This window comes from Posidoniimonas corsicana, from assembly GCF_007859765.1.
GTDB lineage: Bacteria > Planctomycetota > Planctomycetia > Pirellulales > Lacipirellulaceae > Posidoniimonas > Posidoniimonas corsicana.
Genome location: NZ_SIHJ01000001.1, coordinates 2,636,166 through 2,653,078 on the forward strand (window position 1 = coordinate 2,636,166; position 16,913 = coordinate 2,653,078).

Annotated in this window: 7 protein-coding genes; 3 read left to right on the forward strand and 4 right to left on the reverse strand. The window is 68.9% G+C overall.

Features of this window, described 5'->3' with window-relative positions:
- Positions 1–5 precede the first annotated feature (5 nt).
- A complete protein-coding gene (locus KOR34_RS10135) occupies positions 6–3,026 on the forward strand; it encodes a TlpA disulfide reductase family protein (RefSeq protein WP_146564470.1) in 3,021 nt (1,006 codons plus the stop codon).
- Between the two features lie 505 nt (positions 3,027–3,531).
- The gene (locus tag KOR34_RS10140) at positions 3,532–5,658 is read left to right on the forward strand and encodes a GH92 family glycosyl hydrolase (protein ID WP_146564471.1); all 2,127 of its coding nucleotides are present in this window, start codon (positions 3,532–3,534) and stop codon (positions 5,656–5,658) included.
- Between the two features lies 1 nt (position 5,659).
- Here KOR34_RS10140 and KOR34_RS10145 read toward each other — a convergent pair whose 3' ends face one another.
- Both KOR34_RS10145 and KOR34_RS10150 read right to left on the reverse strand, forming a co-directional pair.
- Complete coding sequence (locus KOR34_RS10145) at positions 5,660–8,341, reverse strand: protein kinase domain-containing protein (protein ID WP_146564472.1); 2,682 nt, start codon at positions 8,339–8,341, stop codon at positions 5,660–5,662.
- 37 nt (positions 8,342–8,378) lie between these two features.
- Complete coding sequence (locus KOR34_RS10150; RefSeq protein WP_197531302.1) at positions 8,379–9,506, reverse strand: FHA domain-containing protein; 1,128 nt, start codon at positions 9,504–9,506, stop codon at positions 8,379–8,381.
- A gap of 232 nt (positions 9,507–9,738) precedes the next feature.
- On the opposite strand from KOR34_RS10150, the gene KOR34_RS10155 reads away from it, so the two are divergent.
- Positions 9,739–11,181: a diguanylate cyclase gene (locus KOR34_RS10155; RefSeq protein ID WP_146564474.1), complete on the forward strand. Its 1,443-nt coding sequence runs from the start codon at positions 9,739–9,741 to the stop codon at positions 11,179–11,181.
- Positions 11,182–12,720: 1,539 nt separating this feature from the next.
- Here the strand turns inward: KOR34_RS10155 and KOR34_RS27120 are convergent.
- Together KOR34_RS27120 and KOR34_RS10165 are read right to left on the reverse strand one after the other, a co-directional pair.
- Positions 12,721–14,886, reverse strand: a complete 2,166-nt coding sequence (locus tag KOR34_RS27120) for a hypothetical protein (protein ID WP_228714568.1) — start codon at positions 14,884–14,886, stop codon at positions 12,721–12,723.
- A 166-nt stretch (positions 14,887–15,052) separates the two neighbouring features.
- On the reverse strand, positions 15,053–16,906 hold the full coding sequence (locus KOR34_RS10165; protein WP_146564475.1) for a hypothetical protein: 1,854 nt from the start codon (positions 16,904–16,906) through the stop codon (positions 15,053–15,055).
- Positions 16,907–16,913: the final 7 nt, after the last annotated feature.

The window sequence follows — 16,913 nt, forward strand, 5'->3', positions numbered from 1 at the left end:
CCGACGTGCCACGAATCCTGCGCTGCCTCCTGCTGACCACCCTGTCCTCCGCGCCGGTCGCCCTTGCGGCTGCGGGACCCACCGGGGTCCTGACCCTCTCGGGCGGCGACTACTACCAGGGCGAGTGGCTCGACGGCGGCGACCCGGGCGTCATCCGGTGGCGGCCCGGGTTCGTGGGCGAGCCGTTCGAGTTCGGCTGGGAGTCGGTCGCGTACGCCACGCTGCCCCCGCCCCGCGACGCGGTCCTGCCGCGAGGGGCTTTCCGGTTTGAGCTGTCCGGCGGCGATGTCGTGGTGGGCGACCTGGTGGACCTCTCGCCGGAGTGGTTCACGGTGTCGGCGACGCTCAACGGCGCCGACCCGCCGCAGCAGCTACGTATCCCCCGCGGCCGTGTCCGCGGGCTGGTCCGCGCCGCTCAGGGCGATGGCGGGCAGAACGCCAACGAGTTCTACATCGGGCCAGACCAGCTCTCCGCCTGGGACCCCAGCGATGAGGGCGACTGGCAGTACGCCGTGGGCGGCCTGTCTACCTCGGCTAGTCACGCGTCCGCCAGCCGAGACGTAAAGCTGCCGGTCCGCGCGTTGATCGAGGTGGAGCTGTCGTGGAAACGCGGCGCCGACTTCTCGCTCGAGCTGGGCGTCACCAAGCAAGCCGCGAGCACCGCCCTGGGCATATTCGAGGTCTGGATCCAGGGCGGCGATGGGAAACCGAAGAAGGTGCAGGAGGCCCAACCGCTCAACGCTCCCGGCGCGCCGGCTGAGAGCAAGCAGGATCAGACCGAGGCCTTCCGCATCGAGACCGTCGGCGGGCACTTGGTTGCCGTGCAGGAGAGCGCCCCCGCGGCCGACCTGGCGCCGCTGCGCGAGTTGGCGCCGGGGGCGGGCCGGGTCCAGCTCCGGCTGTACCTCGACCAGACCGCCAACCGGCTGACCGTCACCACGCCCGCGGGCGAGCAGCTCGCCGAGCTTGGCGTGGGGGGACGCACGGTGCGGTTCGGCAGCGGGATCAAGCTGACCAACCGAGAGGGCGACATCCGCCTCGACCGGCTGGCGGTGAGCCCGTGGAACGGCGCCCCGCCGGCAAGCGTCCGCGGCGACCAGCCCCGCGTGACGCTCAAGTCGGGCGAATCCGTGCACGGTGAGCTGACCGGCTACCGACCCGAGCAGGGTCGCCTGCTTGTTACCCCGGCGGCCGACGAGCCCGCCAGCGATGAGTCGGACAACGACGCCGAAGCCAGTGAGGACGAGGTCGACCCGACCGAGCCGCAGGCGACCGAAGTCGCCCTGGACGAGGTGGTGAGCATCGTGTTCCCAGGCGGAGATTCCGAAGAAGCGGCGCCGGGGGGCGCCGTGCTGAGCGTCAACCTGCACAACGGGCTGAGGATCACCGGCGCCGCGCGGGGCGTCGAGCAGGAGCGGCTGCGGATAGCCAGCCCCAATCTAGACGAGGAGTTGGTGGTGTCGTTGGCGGACGTGCGCGCCGTTCGTTCGGCCAGCATTCTCCCCGAGGACGGCGCGCCGGCGGCCAAGAGGAAGTCGCTGCCCAGGCTCGAAACGGACGACTCGCGTTCCGTCGGCGTGCTGTCGGCGGGGACCGAAGATCACGCCGATCGGGGCGACGCGTCGTGCCTGATGTGGCGTCCCGAGGGGAGTCGCAACGCGGCGCCGCTCCTAGACAACGTTTCCGGCCGGCTGCTGTTCCGCGAGCCCCCGCCCAAGCCGACGACGCAGGCGATGGGCGCCGCCGCGCCCGCGCCGCAGCAGCGGCAACGCGGCGTGCTGGGCGCCATCGCGTCGGTGTTCTCGTTCCAGCCGGCGGAGCCCTCAGCGGCGCCCGAGCGACAGGACGCCGTGATGTACCTCCGCGTAGGGGACAAGCTGCCCTGCACGGTCAACCGGATCGACGACGAGGGGGTCCACTTCAGCTCGCCGTACTCCAACTCCGACTTCGCCCCGCACAACCGGGTCAAGGCGATCGAGCTGGTCACCGACGGCGTCGACGGGCGGATGACCAGCGCGCAGCGGGACAAGCTGCTCACGCTGCCCCGCGTTCGCGAGAACGACCCGCCCACCCACCTGCTGGTGTCGACCAAGGGCGACTACCTCCGCTGCCGACTACGGTCGCTGACCGACGAGCACGCGGTGGTCGAGGTCCGCCTCGAGGAGGCGACGCTCGAACGGTCGCGGATCGCCCGCATCATCTGGCTCGACCCGCCCGACAATCCGTCCGACGGGGCGGACGCCCAGGACGCCCCGCCGCAGCGCGACCGCCCCCGCGTGCAGGCGGTGCAACGCGACGGCGTACGCCTGACGTTCTACCTCGATCGGCTCGAGGAGCAGCCGGCCGCCGACAACCAGCGGGGCAAGGGCGGGCAGACGCTGTTGATCGGCGAGAGCGACGTGCTGGCCGCCTGCAGCGTCGCGGTCGACAGCATCGACATGCTGCTGCTGGGCGACCGCATCGAGCAGGCCCGGGCGGAGCTTTCTTACCAGCGTTGGAAGATGCAGAACGCGCCCGCGCCGCGTGACGCCGCCGACTCCGAGGCGGGCGACGCGTCCACCAACTTCCCGCTGGTGGGCCAGCCGGCGCCGCCGCTCAAGCTGCCGTTCTACAGCGTCGGCGCGGACCAGGGCGGCAAGGAGTTCCAGATCGAAGACTACCGGGGCGAGGTGCTGGTGCTCGACTTCTGGGCCAGCTGGTGCGGGCCATGCATGCAGGTGATGCCGGTCGTGGACCAGGTGGGAGAGGACTTCGCCGACCGCGGCGTTAAGGTGGTGGCGGTGAACCTGCAGGAGGGCGCCGAGGAGATTACCGCCGCGCTCGACCGCCTGCAGCTTAAGCCCCACATCGCCTTAGACCGTGACGGCGTGGCCGCGCAGCGTTACCAGGTTTCGGGCATCCCGCAGACGGTGGTCATCGGCCGCGACGGCCGCGTCGCTAACGTGTTTGTGGGGGGCGGCGCCCAGTACGAGGCCCGCCTGCGCGCGGCCATCGAGGCGGCGGTCGCCGCGGAAGATGTTGAGTAACGCGTTTCTGTGAGGCTTCGTCGAGTTTGGCGGCGCTCCATCTCTGCTCTGACTCAAGCCGCCGCTGCGCCAAGGGGTTGTTCAGGCCGGTCCAGTAAGGGGCCACTACTCGGTGGTTGTCCCTGGTTCTTGGTGGAAAACGGCCGGGTCGTGCGATCTAATGGAATTGCCCACAGTCAGGCAGTAGGCGCCGGTGCGCTAGGAACCGGGCCGACCCGAGGAGGCGGTTCTGACCGATCCGCTCCCCAAAAAGGGACAAAACCCAGCAGCCCCTTCCGGGTGAGATCGTCCTAACCGGTTTCGAAAAAAGCACTTGCGGCAAGGCTAGGAGAAGTAGGTCCCGAGTTTTGTCCGCTTCGCGCGTGTTTTCGGACAAAACAAACCGGTCAAAACTCCCCGCCTTCCTGGTGAGAAGTGCGCCGGTCGACTCGTTCGGACCGCGCCCGCGACGCCAAACGCCGATTCGGCTGTTCCCGCCTTCCCCTGCCCCGCCCCAGGAGTATTGATGAAGCCTCTTCCCGTTCTTATTGTGCTATTTGCTGGGCCGTGCCTGGCCGCATCGCCGGAACGGCTGGTCGATTATGTGAACCCGCTGCTGGGCACGACTACGCTGTGGGACAAGGAGGACATCGGCTACGAGCCGACCCACCGGGTGTGGGGCGGCGAGGTGTTCCCCGGCTCGTCGGTCCCCAACGCGATGGTCCAGCTGACCCCGGTCACGCAGTTCCGCAGCGGGTCGGGGTACCAGTACGAGGATGGGACCATCTACGGATTCGCCCACACCAGCAAGGGGCACTGGAACCTGTGTCACGTGCCGCTGCTGCCGGCGACCACCGGCTACACCGCGCGTGACTACGCCTCGCCGTTCAGCCACGACAACGAGTCGGCGCACCCGGGCTACTACCAGGTGTACCTGGAGCGGTACGGCGTTGACGCCGAGCTCACCTCCACGCGGCGATGCGCGGTGCACCGTTACACCTTCAAAGAGGACGCGGGCAAGCGGCTGCTGGCCAACCTGTCGCGTTCGAACGAGCGCGTGCGGGAGTGGGACCTCGAGCAGGATGGGCCCAACGCCTTTAGCGGCTTCCAACGGACCGGCGACAGCGTCTACTTCTACGCCGTGGCGAACCACCCGATCGACCGTATCGAAACGCTGCAGGAACGCCGCCGCCGTCTGCCGGTCGTGCACTTCCAGGACGCCACGGGCCCGCTGGAGCTTAGGATCGGCTTCTCGTTCGTTAGCGTCGAGAACGCCCGGCAGAACCTCGAGCACGAGGTGGCCGACAAGTCGTTCCAAGCGGTCCGCGATGAGGCTTCCGCCGAGTGGGAGAAGCTGCTCGGCAAGGTCCGTGTGGAGGGCGGCACGGAGCGGCAGCGGAGGCTGTTCTACTCGTGCCTGTACCGCTCGTTCCTCTGGCCCGCCCTGCGGAGCGACGTCAACCAGGACTTCGCCGGGCACGGCGGGGAGCGCGAGAACCTGGACTTCGATTACTACACGATGCCCTCTCTGTGGGACGACTACCGCAACAAGCTGGTGCTGCTGGAGATGCTCTCGCCCGGCGTAACGAGCGACGTGATCCGGTCGATGATCTACCGCGCCGAGCCCTCCGGCTTCATGCCGACCTTCTTCCATGGCGACCACGCGGCGCCGTTCATCGCCGGCGCGTACCTCCGCGGGCTCCGCGGGTTCGACGCGCAGCGGGCGTACGAGCTGCTGCTGCGGAACGCCACGCTGGAGAACCGCACGCGACCGCACGTGCTGGCCTACATCGACAAAGGCTACGTGCCGGAGCAGGACGTGGCCGACCCGGTGCTGGAGACCGTCGCCAACGCCGGAGTCACCAAGACGCTGGAGTACGCCTACGACGACTACGCCGTGGCGCGGCTCGCCGAGGCGCTCGGCGACGCCGACAACCAGCGGTTGCTGATGCAGCGGACCGGCGCCTACAAGAACGTGTTTGACGAGTCGACCGGTTTCATGCGGGGACGGCTGGCCAGCGGCGAATGGATCAAGGAGTTCGACCCGGAGCGGGTGTTCTACGAGTACATGTACCGCGAGGCGAACGCCTGGCAGTCCACGTTCTTCGCCCCGCACGACGTGCCCGGGCTGGTTGCGCTGTACGGCGGGCCCGCGGCGTTCGAGGAGAAGCTGGACAAGCTGTTCTCGACGCCGTTCACCGGCCGCGAGGCGTACAACATGTCGGTCTTCCTCGGCCAGTACTGCCACGGCAACCAGCCGGACCACAACTACCCGTACCTATACACACTGATCGGCAAGCCGGAGAAGTCTCAGCGGGTGCTGGACCACATCATGCAGAAATTCTACGGCATGGGCCCGGAGGGCCTGGCGTACGCCGGCATGGACGACGCCGGTGAGATGTCTGCCTGGTACGTGTTCGCCGCGATGGGCTTCTACCCGTTCTCGCCGGCCGACCCCGAGTTTGTCGTGTCGGCGCCGCTGTTCGACAAGGTAGAGATCCAGCTAGGCGACAGCGCCGCCACGATCCGCAAGGCGGGCGGAGGCCGCCGGGTGGTCCGTGTCGAGAGCGGCGGCCGCGAGCTGGACGGTTTCGTCCTGCCCCACCCCGCGCTGACGCGGGGAGATACGATCACGATCTCGACCGAGGAGTGACCTAGCGGAGGCCGGGCCACTCGATGTCGTCGCGGGCGTGCAGGCGGCTGGCGGCGTCCTCGATGTCGGCAAAGCTCTCGGCCAGCCGTGCGCCGAGCTGCAGCGGAGTGATCCCCGAGCCCAGCAGCAGCAACTGGTCGCCGGCGCCCGGCGCGGGCAGCGGGCCTGCGAGCGGCGCCGCCTGGGCCAACGCGTCCGTAGACGGGGAGTCGCCCACGAGCAACGCGACGCGGTGGTGCCCGCAGTTGAGCGGCGGCTTCATCGCCAAGAACTCCCGGACGACCGACAGCACGCGCTCGCCGGCGCCGCCTCCCGATCGCTCCGCGAGCCGCTCGGGGAGTCGCGAGCGGAGGAACTCGCCGCAGAAGTGCTCGGCGTCCTCATGTCGGGCGACGCCCTCGGCCAGCTCTTCCAGCAGCTCGCCGTAGGCGGGCGCGAACTCGCCGGTGAGCTGCCCGGAGGCCTCGTCGGCGCCGTTGTCGCGGAGGCAGGCCTCGAGCACGCGAGTGGAGGCGGCGGCCAACTCCAGCCGCTCGGCCCGCAGTCGCGCCGCCTCGGACATCTTGGCCGCGTCGAGTCCCTCGGGCGGCGGTTCGATCAACTGCAGCAGCCGCCCCGCCAACCGTGAGTTCGCGTACCGGCCGAACGGCTCGGCGGCCGGGTCGGTCAGGCCGCTGTCGGCCTTAAGGCAGTAGCGGGAGAACTCGCGGACCCGCTGCAGGTTGTGCTGCAGCACGAGCGCCTCGCGGACTCCGTCCAGGTCCAGGCAGCGGTGGTGCGCGAACGCAACGCCCTTGCCGGATTGGGAAGAGGCCGTATTCGGCACGGCGTTGTGCGTCGACTCCAGACGGACCAGCGACGCGACGCTGGCGATCGCCCGCTGGCGGGCAGCGGCGTCGTTGCGGGTGGGGAGGTCGACCAGCCGCAGCTCGTCGAAGGGCGGAGTGTCTCGCTCGTAGAACGAGGCCGGGCCGTTGGGCGTCGCTTCGCCGCGGTTGCCGCTCCGCTGCGCGTGGTGCAGTTCTTCCAGCAAGGCGTACATGTTGGACGCCGCGAGCGAGTCCTGCGACTCGGGCCGGAAAGTGCTGGCGAACACGCCACGCACCCGCACGCCGACGCCCAGCTCGGCGGCGACCGAGCGCACGGCCTGTGCGATGTCGATCGCCGTGCCGGAGCCGGTGGCGCCGCTCGCGCCGGCCAGCAGCACCACTTGGACTTCCACCGGATCGACGTCGGCTCCTTGCGCTAGCCGCTGCAGGCGAACATACAACGCCTCGAGCACCTGCTCGGCGTGGTCGACCATCGCCAGCCTGCCCAGCGGTCGGAAGCCGCGCGTGGTGAGCGATCGCGGGATGTTGTACAGCCAGCGGCGGCTGAGCCACTTCAGCAGGTCTTGCGAGTCGTCGCGGTAGTCGCGCGGCCTGCGGAGCGGGGTGTGCAGCAGGTCATCGCGGCCGAGGGCCTCTTCCGACGCGGCGCGGCAGGTCGCTTTGAGGGCGTCCATGTCGGTGTCAATCGCCAGGCAGGCGACGCCCGGCGGCGCCGCACGCTCGGCGAACGCGGCCAGCAGCGCTCCCCCGACTCCTCCCAGGCCAACGACCAGCGTGGGCGTCGAGATGGCCTCGGCCGGGCCGACGCCTTGCGGCGGCGCTTGGTCGATCACGTCGGGCGAGACCGCCGGGAAACTGGTCCTGGGTCGGGCGCTGCTCTTGGCCGCGGCCGGCAGGGCGGCTGGCGGCGGCGCGGCGGGCAGCGGCTTGCGGTCGCCGATCGGCGCCGTGTTGAGCGACGCGGCGGACTTCGTCTCTTCGGTGGACGAGGAACCCGGCGTCGGTTGGACAGGGGCCGGCGCGGCGGGCGGCGCCGCCCCCGCCGGAACCTCACCCCGCAGCGCGGCGATGAACTGCCGGCAGCTGACGAACCTGTGCGCCGGGTCTTTGGACAGCGCCCTGCCAACCACCTGGCGGTCGTGCTCGTCGAGCGGCGTCAGGATGGGTGCCGCTTGCATGTGCTGCTTGGCGAGCTGGGCGGGCGTGCGGCCGGAGAAGGGCGCCTCGCCGGTCAGCATGTGCTGGTACACAATCGCCAGGCTGTACTGGTCGCTGAAGGGGGAGGGCTCGTCGTCGTAGAGTTCGGGTGGCGAGTAGAGCGGCGTCATGCCGCCAATCAGCGAGTTGAGCGTCTGCGACGCGATGTCCTTCACCAAGCCGAAGTCGGCCACCTTCACGTGATCGCCAACCAGCAGCAGGTTCTCCGGCTTGATGTCCAGGTGCTGCAGCGAGTAGCGTTCGGACAGGCAGTCCAGCGCCTCGGCCGCGTCGGCCAGGTAGTTGATCAGCTCGTCACGCGGCACGCCCTGCTCGCCGGCGGCGCGGCACTCCTTGAAGCGCGCGTCCAGGCTGCGGTCGGCGAGCTCGGTCACGATCACCAGCCGGTGATTGACCACCTCGTAGCGTTCGATCGACAGCAGGAACGGGTGCCGCACGCTGCGGATCCGGTCGAGCGCCTTGCACTCGCGTTCGGCCAGCTCCTCGTCGCAGTGGCCGAACACGACCTTGATCGCCTTCTCGACGCCGCCTGGGGCGGTGGCCTTCCAGACCTCGCCGTAGCCGCCGGCGCCCAGCCGGTCCGCCAGCGCGTAGCCCTCCGGCACCTCGATGTTCGGCGCGCACTGTGTCGCCATGCAGATGCTCCCCTCGATAAGTTACCGCCCGCCACGATCAGAGCAACGCCTGCTCGCTGGCGAAGGCCGACTCACGCGCCTCCAGCGATCCCGCCACGCCGCACGTGACGCCCAGCTCCTGAGCCGCCTGGCTGTCCTCGGCGGACGCCTCGCCCGGCAGCACCAGCCGCACGCCCGCCTCCTCGCAGGCGGCCTGCACGATCTCTAGCCGCTGCGCCCGCCGCTGGTTGGTGGCGATGTCCCGCACCACCTCGGGGGCGAGCGTCAGGAAGTCGGGCGTGGCCGGGGCCAGCGACTCGACGCACCGCGCGCCGCCAGAAAAGTTCTCGAGCGACAGCCTCGCCCCCACCGACCGGAGCGACTCGCACGTCCGCAGCGCCTGGGGCGAGTCGTTGACCCACTCCCACGGCACGCTGACGCCCAGCGCGCCGGGTCCGGGCAGCGACAGCTGCGCCTGCTGGAAGGCGGCCACGCACTGGCCGTTCAGCCGCCCGCGCCGCTCCAGCTTGAGCAGCGTGCAGGCGCCGGGCGCCCGGCCGGCGGACTGCTGCGCGGCCAGCAGCCACGCGACGTCCTGGAAGCGGGCCGCAACCGAACCAGGGTCCGGCGAGTCGACCGACTCCAGCAGCCCGGCGTGCGGCTGGTCAACGCCGACCTTCACCGCGACGAGGTCGCGGAACGGCAGCTCGTGAACCTCTTCCCGCCGCAGCGGCAGCGACACCCGCAGCAGCGACTCGCTTAGCGTGCGGGCCGCGGCGACCCGCGCGGGGGTCGAGGCGGTGTCTGCCGGCGCCGGCCCGGCGGCCAGCGGCTGGGTGACCATGCTCTGCAGCCGACCCAGCGACGAGCAGACAAACGTCAGGCAGATGTCCGCTATCCGCACGGCGTCGCCGTCGTGCAGGGTTTGTTCGGTGATGCGTGCGCCGTTGATCCAGGTGCCGTTGGTGCTGCCGAGGTCGCGGAGCAGGTAGCCGCCCGCGGTCCGCTCGAGCTGCGCGTGCTCGCGCGACACGCTGGTGGAGTTGATCTCCAGCCCCGAGTTCTCGCCCCGCCCAATGATGAACGGCGTCTGCTCGACCATCACGGTGCGGAGCTTCGAGCTGCCCGGCGGGTAGTACTCGAACCGGGGGCGGTTCTCGCTATCGGAATTCAGCTTCGGTAGCACGGGGTGTCTGCCTCGGGGCTGATCGGCGCCGTTCCTGTGAATCGCGTCGGAAGCAGCGCCCCAGCGCACGACGACAACGCGTCGCGACCGGCTGTGCCTACTGTTTGCCCTACTTCCCATCGAAACCCTAGCTCACACGGCGGCGGTCGGCGGAGCGGTCGGGCCGAAGGGAAAAAGAATGCTAGGTTTTCGTTGGCGACCGTACACGCACATTCTCATCTGCGAGGCAGCAGTGGCTTCCGAACCAAACGCTATCGACGTCACGATCGTTTCCACCGACCCCGCATTCCTAAAGGAGACGGCCTGGACCCTCTCGGTTTTCGGGTACCGCGCGACCGCTTCGACCGATTGGAGCGAAGAGGCGGCTTGGCAGCAGTCCACCCGTCCCGGCGTCACGCTGCTCGACCTGCGGGAGACCGATGCCGACGACCTCGCCACGCTCGGCCCCCGCGGCGCGGGCTACTCGTGCCGCATCGCGATCGCCGACCAGCACGCCCAGGTAGATGACGCGTTGCTCGGCCTGGTCGACGACGTCATCGCCTACCCGGTCAACTCGGGCGAGCTGCTCTCCCGGGTCCGCACCGCGGCCCGCCGGCTGGAGTTCGAGCGGCGATTCCAGCAGGCGGCCGTGGCTGAGCCCGGAGGCGGGATGCTCACCCGCCGCGGACTGACCGCCGCGCTGGGCCGCGGCGACTCGTCGGACGCTGTCCTGGCGCTGCTGGCGGTCGACTTCTTTGACGTGATTGTGCACGAGCACGGCCAGCACGCGGCCCACCGGCTGCTCAACACGCTGGGCCGCCGCGTCCACCAGCAGCTCGGCGCCGAGGCGGAAGTAGCCACGGCGGCGCCCGGCGTGTTTGGCGTGCTGTTCCGTGGGGGCAGCCTCGAGGACGCGCAGGCCGCGGTGCAGCGGGTGGTCAGCGCCTTCTCTTCCAGCGAGACCATCGCCCGCGAGACGCGATCCCGGCCTTCGCTGTCGGCGGTGGTCGCCCGCTGCGACGCCGACCTGCCGCCCGACGAGCTGCTGCAGCGGGCGGAGTCGGCGTTGGAGTACGCCTCGTGCTACGGCGGTGGGCGGGTGCTGGAGGTCGCGACCGTCGAGGCCGAGCTGGACGCCTGGCGGGACCGCGTCGAGAACGGCGCCCTGCTGCAGAGCGTCGCGGCGCGGCACGTGATGGCGCCGCTGCCGCTGGCGATCGGTCAGGACCGCCTGCCGACCCGCCTGGACGAACTGCGCCGCGCGGCCGACCAGAAGCAGACCCTGCCCGACTGCGTGCCGGTTGTCGGGGCCGACGGCGCCGTGACGGGCGTCGTGAACCTGCCGCTCCTCCAGCGGTCGGCCCTGACGCGGACCGCCGTGGACGACGCCGACCTCGTGACCGATCAGTTCTGGACCTGCCCCGCTGGCGCCGCGCTGAGCGACGTGCTCAATGCCTTCTCCGAACACCAGACCGAAACCCTCGTTGTAGTAGAAGACGCCCTGCCGGTTGGCTACATCACCTGCAACGCGGTGACCGAGCTGTACACCTCCGCCGTGGACGCCGGCGCCTACCGCCGGCAGGCGCCAGTCGGCCGCGTCGAGGACCTCGCCGTGCCGCTGGCCCGCCCCGAGTCCCGCCCCCCGGCCGTCGACCCGTGCGAGGACGTGCCCACCGTGTGCGAGACCGCCGTCTAGCTGCGGCGTTGGCCAGCGCACGGCCGAGGGACCGCTGCGCTCCTTCTATCATCCATTGCGTGGCCCACGACCCGCGGTGCACAGGCGCCCGGTTCTTCGGGCAAGGGTCAGCAGTCCCTGTCGGACCCTCGTCCGCTACGGCCCGGCGTTTCGTCCGATTCGTTTTGTCCAAAAACACGAGCGGAGTGGACAAAACTCAGGGCGTAATCCTCCCCTCGATTGGCCTAAGTGCTCTTAAATTAACCGGTTGCGTGAGTCGCAGCAGCGCAGGCCGACGGGGTTTTGTCCGATCGCGGCCGGCGCAGCGGACCAATCGGACAAAACCCTGCGGCCCCTGGACAGAATAATCAACCGCGCAGCAGCGACCCCAGACGCTGCCCGATGTGAGCACGCCCCGCCGAGAAAGAACGCCAAAGGCCACCCCTCATTGGACCACGTAAGGTGGCCGGTTTCTACGAGAATCGGGGCGAGGAACTGACCAACGCCCTGCCTCGGCGTGCACGCCGTGAGCCGGGGTGCAAGCTGATCGCTTAGCAGTCGCTTTCGGCGAGGATCTGCACAGGACGATGATTCCTGCGCACTTTCGGTGATCCTGAATCTGACCGAGGTTGTGGCAACCTCAGTAGTTTACCGTGTGCCTCCAAGTACGCGTCGGCGTGTCACGCTTGTGCCTTTTTGGATTGTTCGCCGATTGAATGCCTGAGCTAGAATACATCCCTGCCGCAAACAAACATTCGTATGTCTAATTGATCTAACGGATGTCACTTACACGACTTCTGGTATTCGGACTTCCCATGGACAGTAATTCAGTTGGCAGTAGGCTCGAATCGGAATTTGGCACTATTTCAGATGCTGCCGTCTTGAATTCACTGAAACCATTACTAGTAGAACCGAGATGCGAGTATAGAGACTGGGATTATGGCGAAAAGAGAACAAAGCACCCCTGTTGGATTGTGGCTGACCATCTTCCATCAAACACTTGCATTGCCTACTGCGAAGAAGGATTTGGGCCGTCATGCCCATGGGGATTGCTATCTATCGCGGGTGAGCACCTGAGCATGGGAGTGGACGCAGGATGGTACTCTAAACTCGAAGACGCGTTTCGCAACTCTATGGCGTGGGACGGACACAACCCTATTAACTACACGGTCGAATAGCCCCTAGAGCCGGGCCGATTCAATGACACATCTAAAGCTTGCAAACCTGCCTCAGCCACATCGTCCTGCGCTGGTTACGCCTAGCCACGAAACTTGCCGAGGTGTGCCCAACCTCAGCGAATTTGAGCCCAGATGTAACCTGCACCGGCGTGAAACACCGAGGCAATCTCCAGCGCTCCTTCGGTCATTGGACTCGGCATAGCGTCGGAGCACCCGCTTGCTCGCGGTTCGACTCGTAGCCCCCGGCTCTGCCGGGGGATTGTCGTCGCCCAAGGCGTAGCGGCCAATCAACGTGGCCGCCGTGACCAAGAGGATCCCCCGCGGAGCGGGGGGGCGGCGAGCGAAACGGGCGGTCGACTCTGCGGCCGCAGCGCCGGGCGCGCTACTCGTCGGCCATCACGGTGAAGTAGTTGTTCACCGCGTGGTCCAGGATCTCCGGAACCGCCGTGGGCTCCAGCTCGTTGTACTCGCAGTAGTGCGCCACCTGGTCCAGCAGGTCGCGCGCCTGGCAGCGGCGGAACGGGCGGTCGCAGGAGTCGTAGTGCGTGGCGAGCAGGTAGTCGAGCGACTCCTGCGGGCAGTCCACCTTGAGCTTCTTGGCGAAGATGCCGAACAGCTTGATGAACTCGTCGCGGCTGGGCGCGCCGACCTCGATCTTGAACGGGATCCGGCGGAGGAACGCGTCGTCGGCCAGGTCGGTCGGGTCGAGGTTGGTCGAGAAGATGATCAGCTGCTCGAACGGCACCTCGATCTTCTTGCCGTTGGCCAGGCCGAGGTAGTCGATCCGGTTCTCGAGCGGGATGATCCAGCGGTTGAGCAGCTCGGTCGGGTTGACGCGCTGGCGGCCGAAGTCGTCGATCAGCAGGCTGCCGCAGTTGCTCTTGAGCTGCAGCGAGGCCTCGCTGACGTGGCTCAGGTGGTCGTGCTTCAGCTCCAGGCTGTCCATCGTCAGCTCGCCGCCGACCACCACCGTCGGCCGGCGGATGCGGACCCAGCGGCGGTCGTGCTCGCTCGCCTTGAGCAGGCTGCCGGCCTTGGACTGCACCGGCTCGTGGCAGGAGGGGTCGAAGAACTTGATGATCTGGCCGTCTTCGACGATGGCGTGCGGCACCAGGATGTTCTGGCCGAAGCACTTGGTGATCCGCTGCGCGACGGTGGTCTTGCCGTTGCCGGGCGGGCCGTAGATGAACATGCCCTTGCCGGCGCTGATGGCCGGGCCGAGCTGGGCCAGCATCTCCGGCTCGACGTTGATGTCGGAGAACGCCTTCTCCAGCTGCGGGCGCTTGGGCTTCTCGGTGCGGATGGTCTGCGCCTGCACGGAGTCGACGTAGTCGTCCAGCGGCACGGGCGCGACGCCGGCGTAGGCGCACTCGCGCATCGCGGCAGCGGCCCGCTGCCGGCCCTCGTCGGTGAGCTGGTAAACGTGGTCGCCCAGCATGGCCGAGGCGGTCGGCGTGATGGTCCGCCGCTTGCGCATCTCGGCGAACCGGTCCTCCAGCACGGCCAGCGGCAGGCAGACGTGCTCGGCGATCTCGCGTCCCGAGATCGAGCCGGCGTTCTGCACCACCTTCAGCACCAGGTCGTCGATGAAGGCGATGCTGAGGCCGGTTTCTTCCAGGGTGCGCGGCTCTTCGGGGCGGAAGCCCTCGTTCAGGCCCAGCGACGACAGCAGGTCGGCGTCTTTGCTCTTGGATGTCCGCCAGGTGGGCGCGGAGTCGGCGCCCACCGCTGGGGCGGCCGGTTTGGGCGGCGGCGCCACGGTCATGTTGGGGCTGGCGTCGGCCTCGGCCGTGGCGGCGTCGACCTTCTGCTGCAGTTGGTCGAACACGTCGTCTTCGCTGGACAGGTTGAGCGTCGCGCCGTCCCGCGGCGGCAGTTCCGCGTCCGACTCGCGCAGCAGGTCGCGGGCAGACTCTCCGGGGCGGAAGCTGAGCGACGCGTTGTCGCTTGAGGGCGCCTCGGAGGACAGGTTCAGCGTCGCCCCCCCCTGCGGCGGCTGGTCGCCGCCAGACTCGCCGAGGATCTCCCGCGCCAGCTCACCGGGGCGGATGCTCAGCGATTGGTTGCCTGGCGTCGGCTGGGCGTCGGCGGTCTCCTCCGCGACGCGTTCCTCGAGCTGGTCAAGCAGCGACTCGCCCGGCGCCAGGTTCAGCGTTGCATTCGGCCGCTCCTCTTGCTGAGGCGTGTTGGCGGACGTGATGGGCTGCGTGACGTCGATCGACATAGAGCTCCCTGCCAGGCTCGCCGCCCGGGACTGTTGGCTGAGTTTACGGCTGAGCTGCCAGCCGAAGTTGGTGAGTTCGTAGCCGTTCTTGCCGGACGCGTGGCGCACGAGCTGCAGCTCGATAAGCCGCGGGATCGCGTCGCAGCACCGCCTCGCGTAGGCGAGGTCGTCCGGCTTGAAGAGCTTCTTCTTGCCCCCCCGGATGGCGGGGCCTTTGGTGTCCGAGCGCGAACTGACCTCGAACGCGCCCCGGTTGGCCGCCGCCAGCTCGACGACCGCGCGTTCTACCGGATTTAAGGATTCTGTGTCCGCGATGGTGTGCATAGATCGCCCCTGCCGCAGTGCCCGAACTGCCATCGAAAGACTAGCACACGACCGGGCCGGAGGCGGCGGCCGGCGGGAGACGGGCGTGAGACCCCCGCGGCGCGAGCATCAGGCAGCTTCGCCAATGGTCGAGGCGGGCAGCCTGCCGCTGTCGCGAAGCGGGGGGTTACTGCTCTCGCAGCAGGTTCGGGGGACGCCGGCCCCCGCTACGCTCCCAGTGATCGGCGGCCAGCTGGCGTTGACCAAGCGCTTCGTAGGAGCGCGCCAGCCCGAGGTGGATCAGCTGGTTGTCGGGGAACTCCTCGAGCGCGTACTTGAGGTCTGCGACCGCGGGCCGCCACCGCTTCAGCATGACCTCGGCCTGGCCGCGGGTCTCGCGGTAGACCGGGCTGTCGGGCTCCTGCTCGATCGCCTTGGCGATGGCTTCTAGCGCAGCGCTGGGGATCGGGCGGGGCTCCTGCAGCAGCGTCCAGGCCAGGTTGTTCCACACAATGGCGGGCGCGTCGCCGTCCGCCGCCAGACGCTGGAACGCCTTGCGGGCCTGGAGGATCTCTCCGCGGAGCGCGGCGGTGGTGCCGGCGAGCTCGATCAGGGGCTCGCTGGCGTCCGGCGACCCCAGCAGACCGGCCCACGCCTCGCGGCACGAGGCGGAGGTCTCACGGTTCTCGATCAGGTCCCGCAGCTGCAGCGCCACCCAAGCGCGGGGGCTGCCGAGCCGCTCCGCGCGGCAGAGCCGCTCGACGAGCGCCTCGGGGTCGAACGACTGCTGGTCGAGCGTGGACTGCACACGCTCGCGGGTCAGCTGCGCGAGCAGCTGGTTCGGCTGCGGGTCGTCCGGGAACGTCTGCTGCCAGTCGATGAGCGTCAGCTCTTTCTGCGGCTCATCTTTCAGCAGCGTGGCGGCCAGGACGCGGCTGCGGTGCTCGTCCGCCGATAGCTTGCTCGCCGGCAGGCCGAGTGAAGCGAACAGCCGCGGCACGGCCTGCGCCTGAGTGGTGGCCGCCTCGTCGTCGCCCAGCCGCACCAGCATCCGCAGCCGCATGGCGGCGGCGGCGAAGATCTGGTCGGCGTAGGGCTCGAGCACGTCGCTCGCCTGCTGCGGTCGATCGGTGCGGGCGTAGACAATCGCCCTCAGCATGCTGACCTGCGGCGCGTTGCCGCCCAGCTCGACAATCCGGTCAAGGTGCCGCTCGGCCAGAGTGAGCCTGCCCTCTTCAGTAGGGGGCGTCTCCTCGACCTCTCCCAGGTCCTCGCCGGTGAGCAGGCGGAGCGCCATCCAGTAGTGGGCGGCGGCGTAGCCCGGGATGTCGGGCGGCGCCAGGCGTTGCATCACCTCGTAGCCGGAGGCGACGTCGCCCTCTTCGACCAGCTTGATCGCCTCGATGTACTCTGCGCGGCTGTTGTCGACGCCCAGCTGCACCAGTTTCTCGCGGTAGAGCTCCGCAACCTGGTGGTCGCCCTCCTGCCGGGCCTCGCGCATCGCCTTCTGGTACCGCGCGGCGACCGGCCCGGGTCCGCGGAGCGACGCCGAGAAGCCAACGTACACAAACGGCGCGAGCATCAGCACGGCTGGGATCGCCAGCAGCATGTCTTTTCGGTTGCGCGTGACGGCCCACGCGTAGGCGAAACCGGCCAGGGCGGTAAACGGCGTGAGCAGCAGCCCGAAGAAGCGGCCGAACGATTCCAGCACGCCCCCCAAGCCTACCCGACGCGCCGCTGAGCGCCCGACCGACCGCACGCGTCCAAGCACGCGGCCGGGCAGTTCGAACAGGAAGGCGAACAGGTCGCCCAACCCGGTCGCCTGCGCCATCCGGCCGATCGGCCGCAGCACCCGCATCACGCCACGACGCACGCCGTTTTCCAGGCCCTCGAAGCTGCCCAGCACGTCGATCAAGCCGTAGCTGAGGTCCCTGGCTCGCCTGCCGATACGACTACCGGCGCGGTCGCGCAAGTCCAGCAGCCACGCCCACAGGTCGGCGAACCAACCGAAAACGCCAGACTGGCGACGACGTCGGGGCATGGGGATC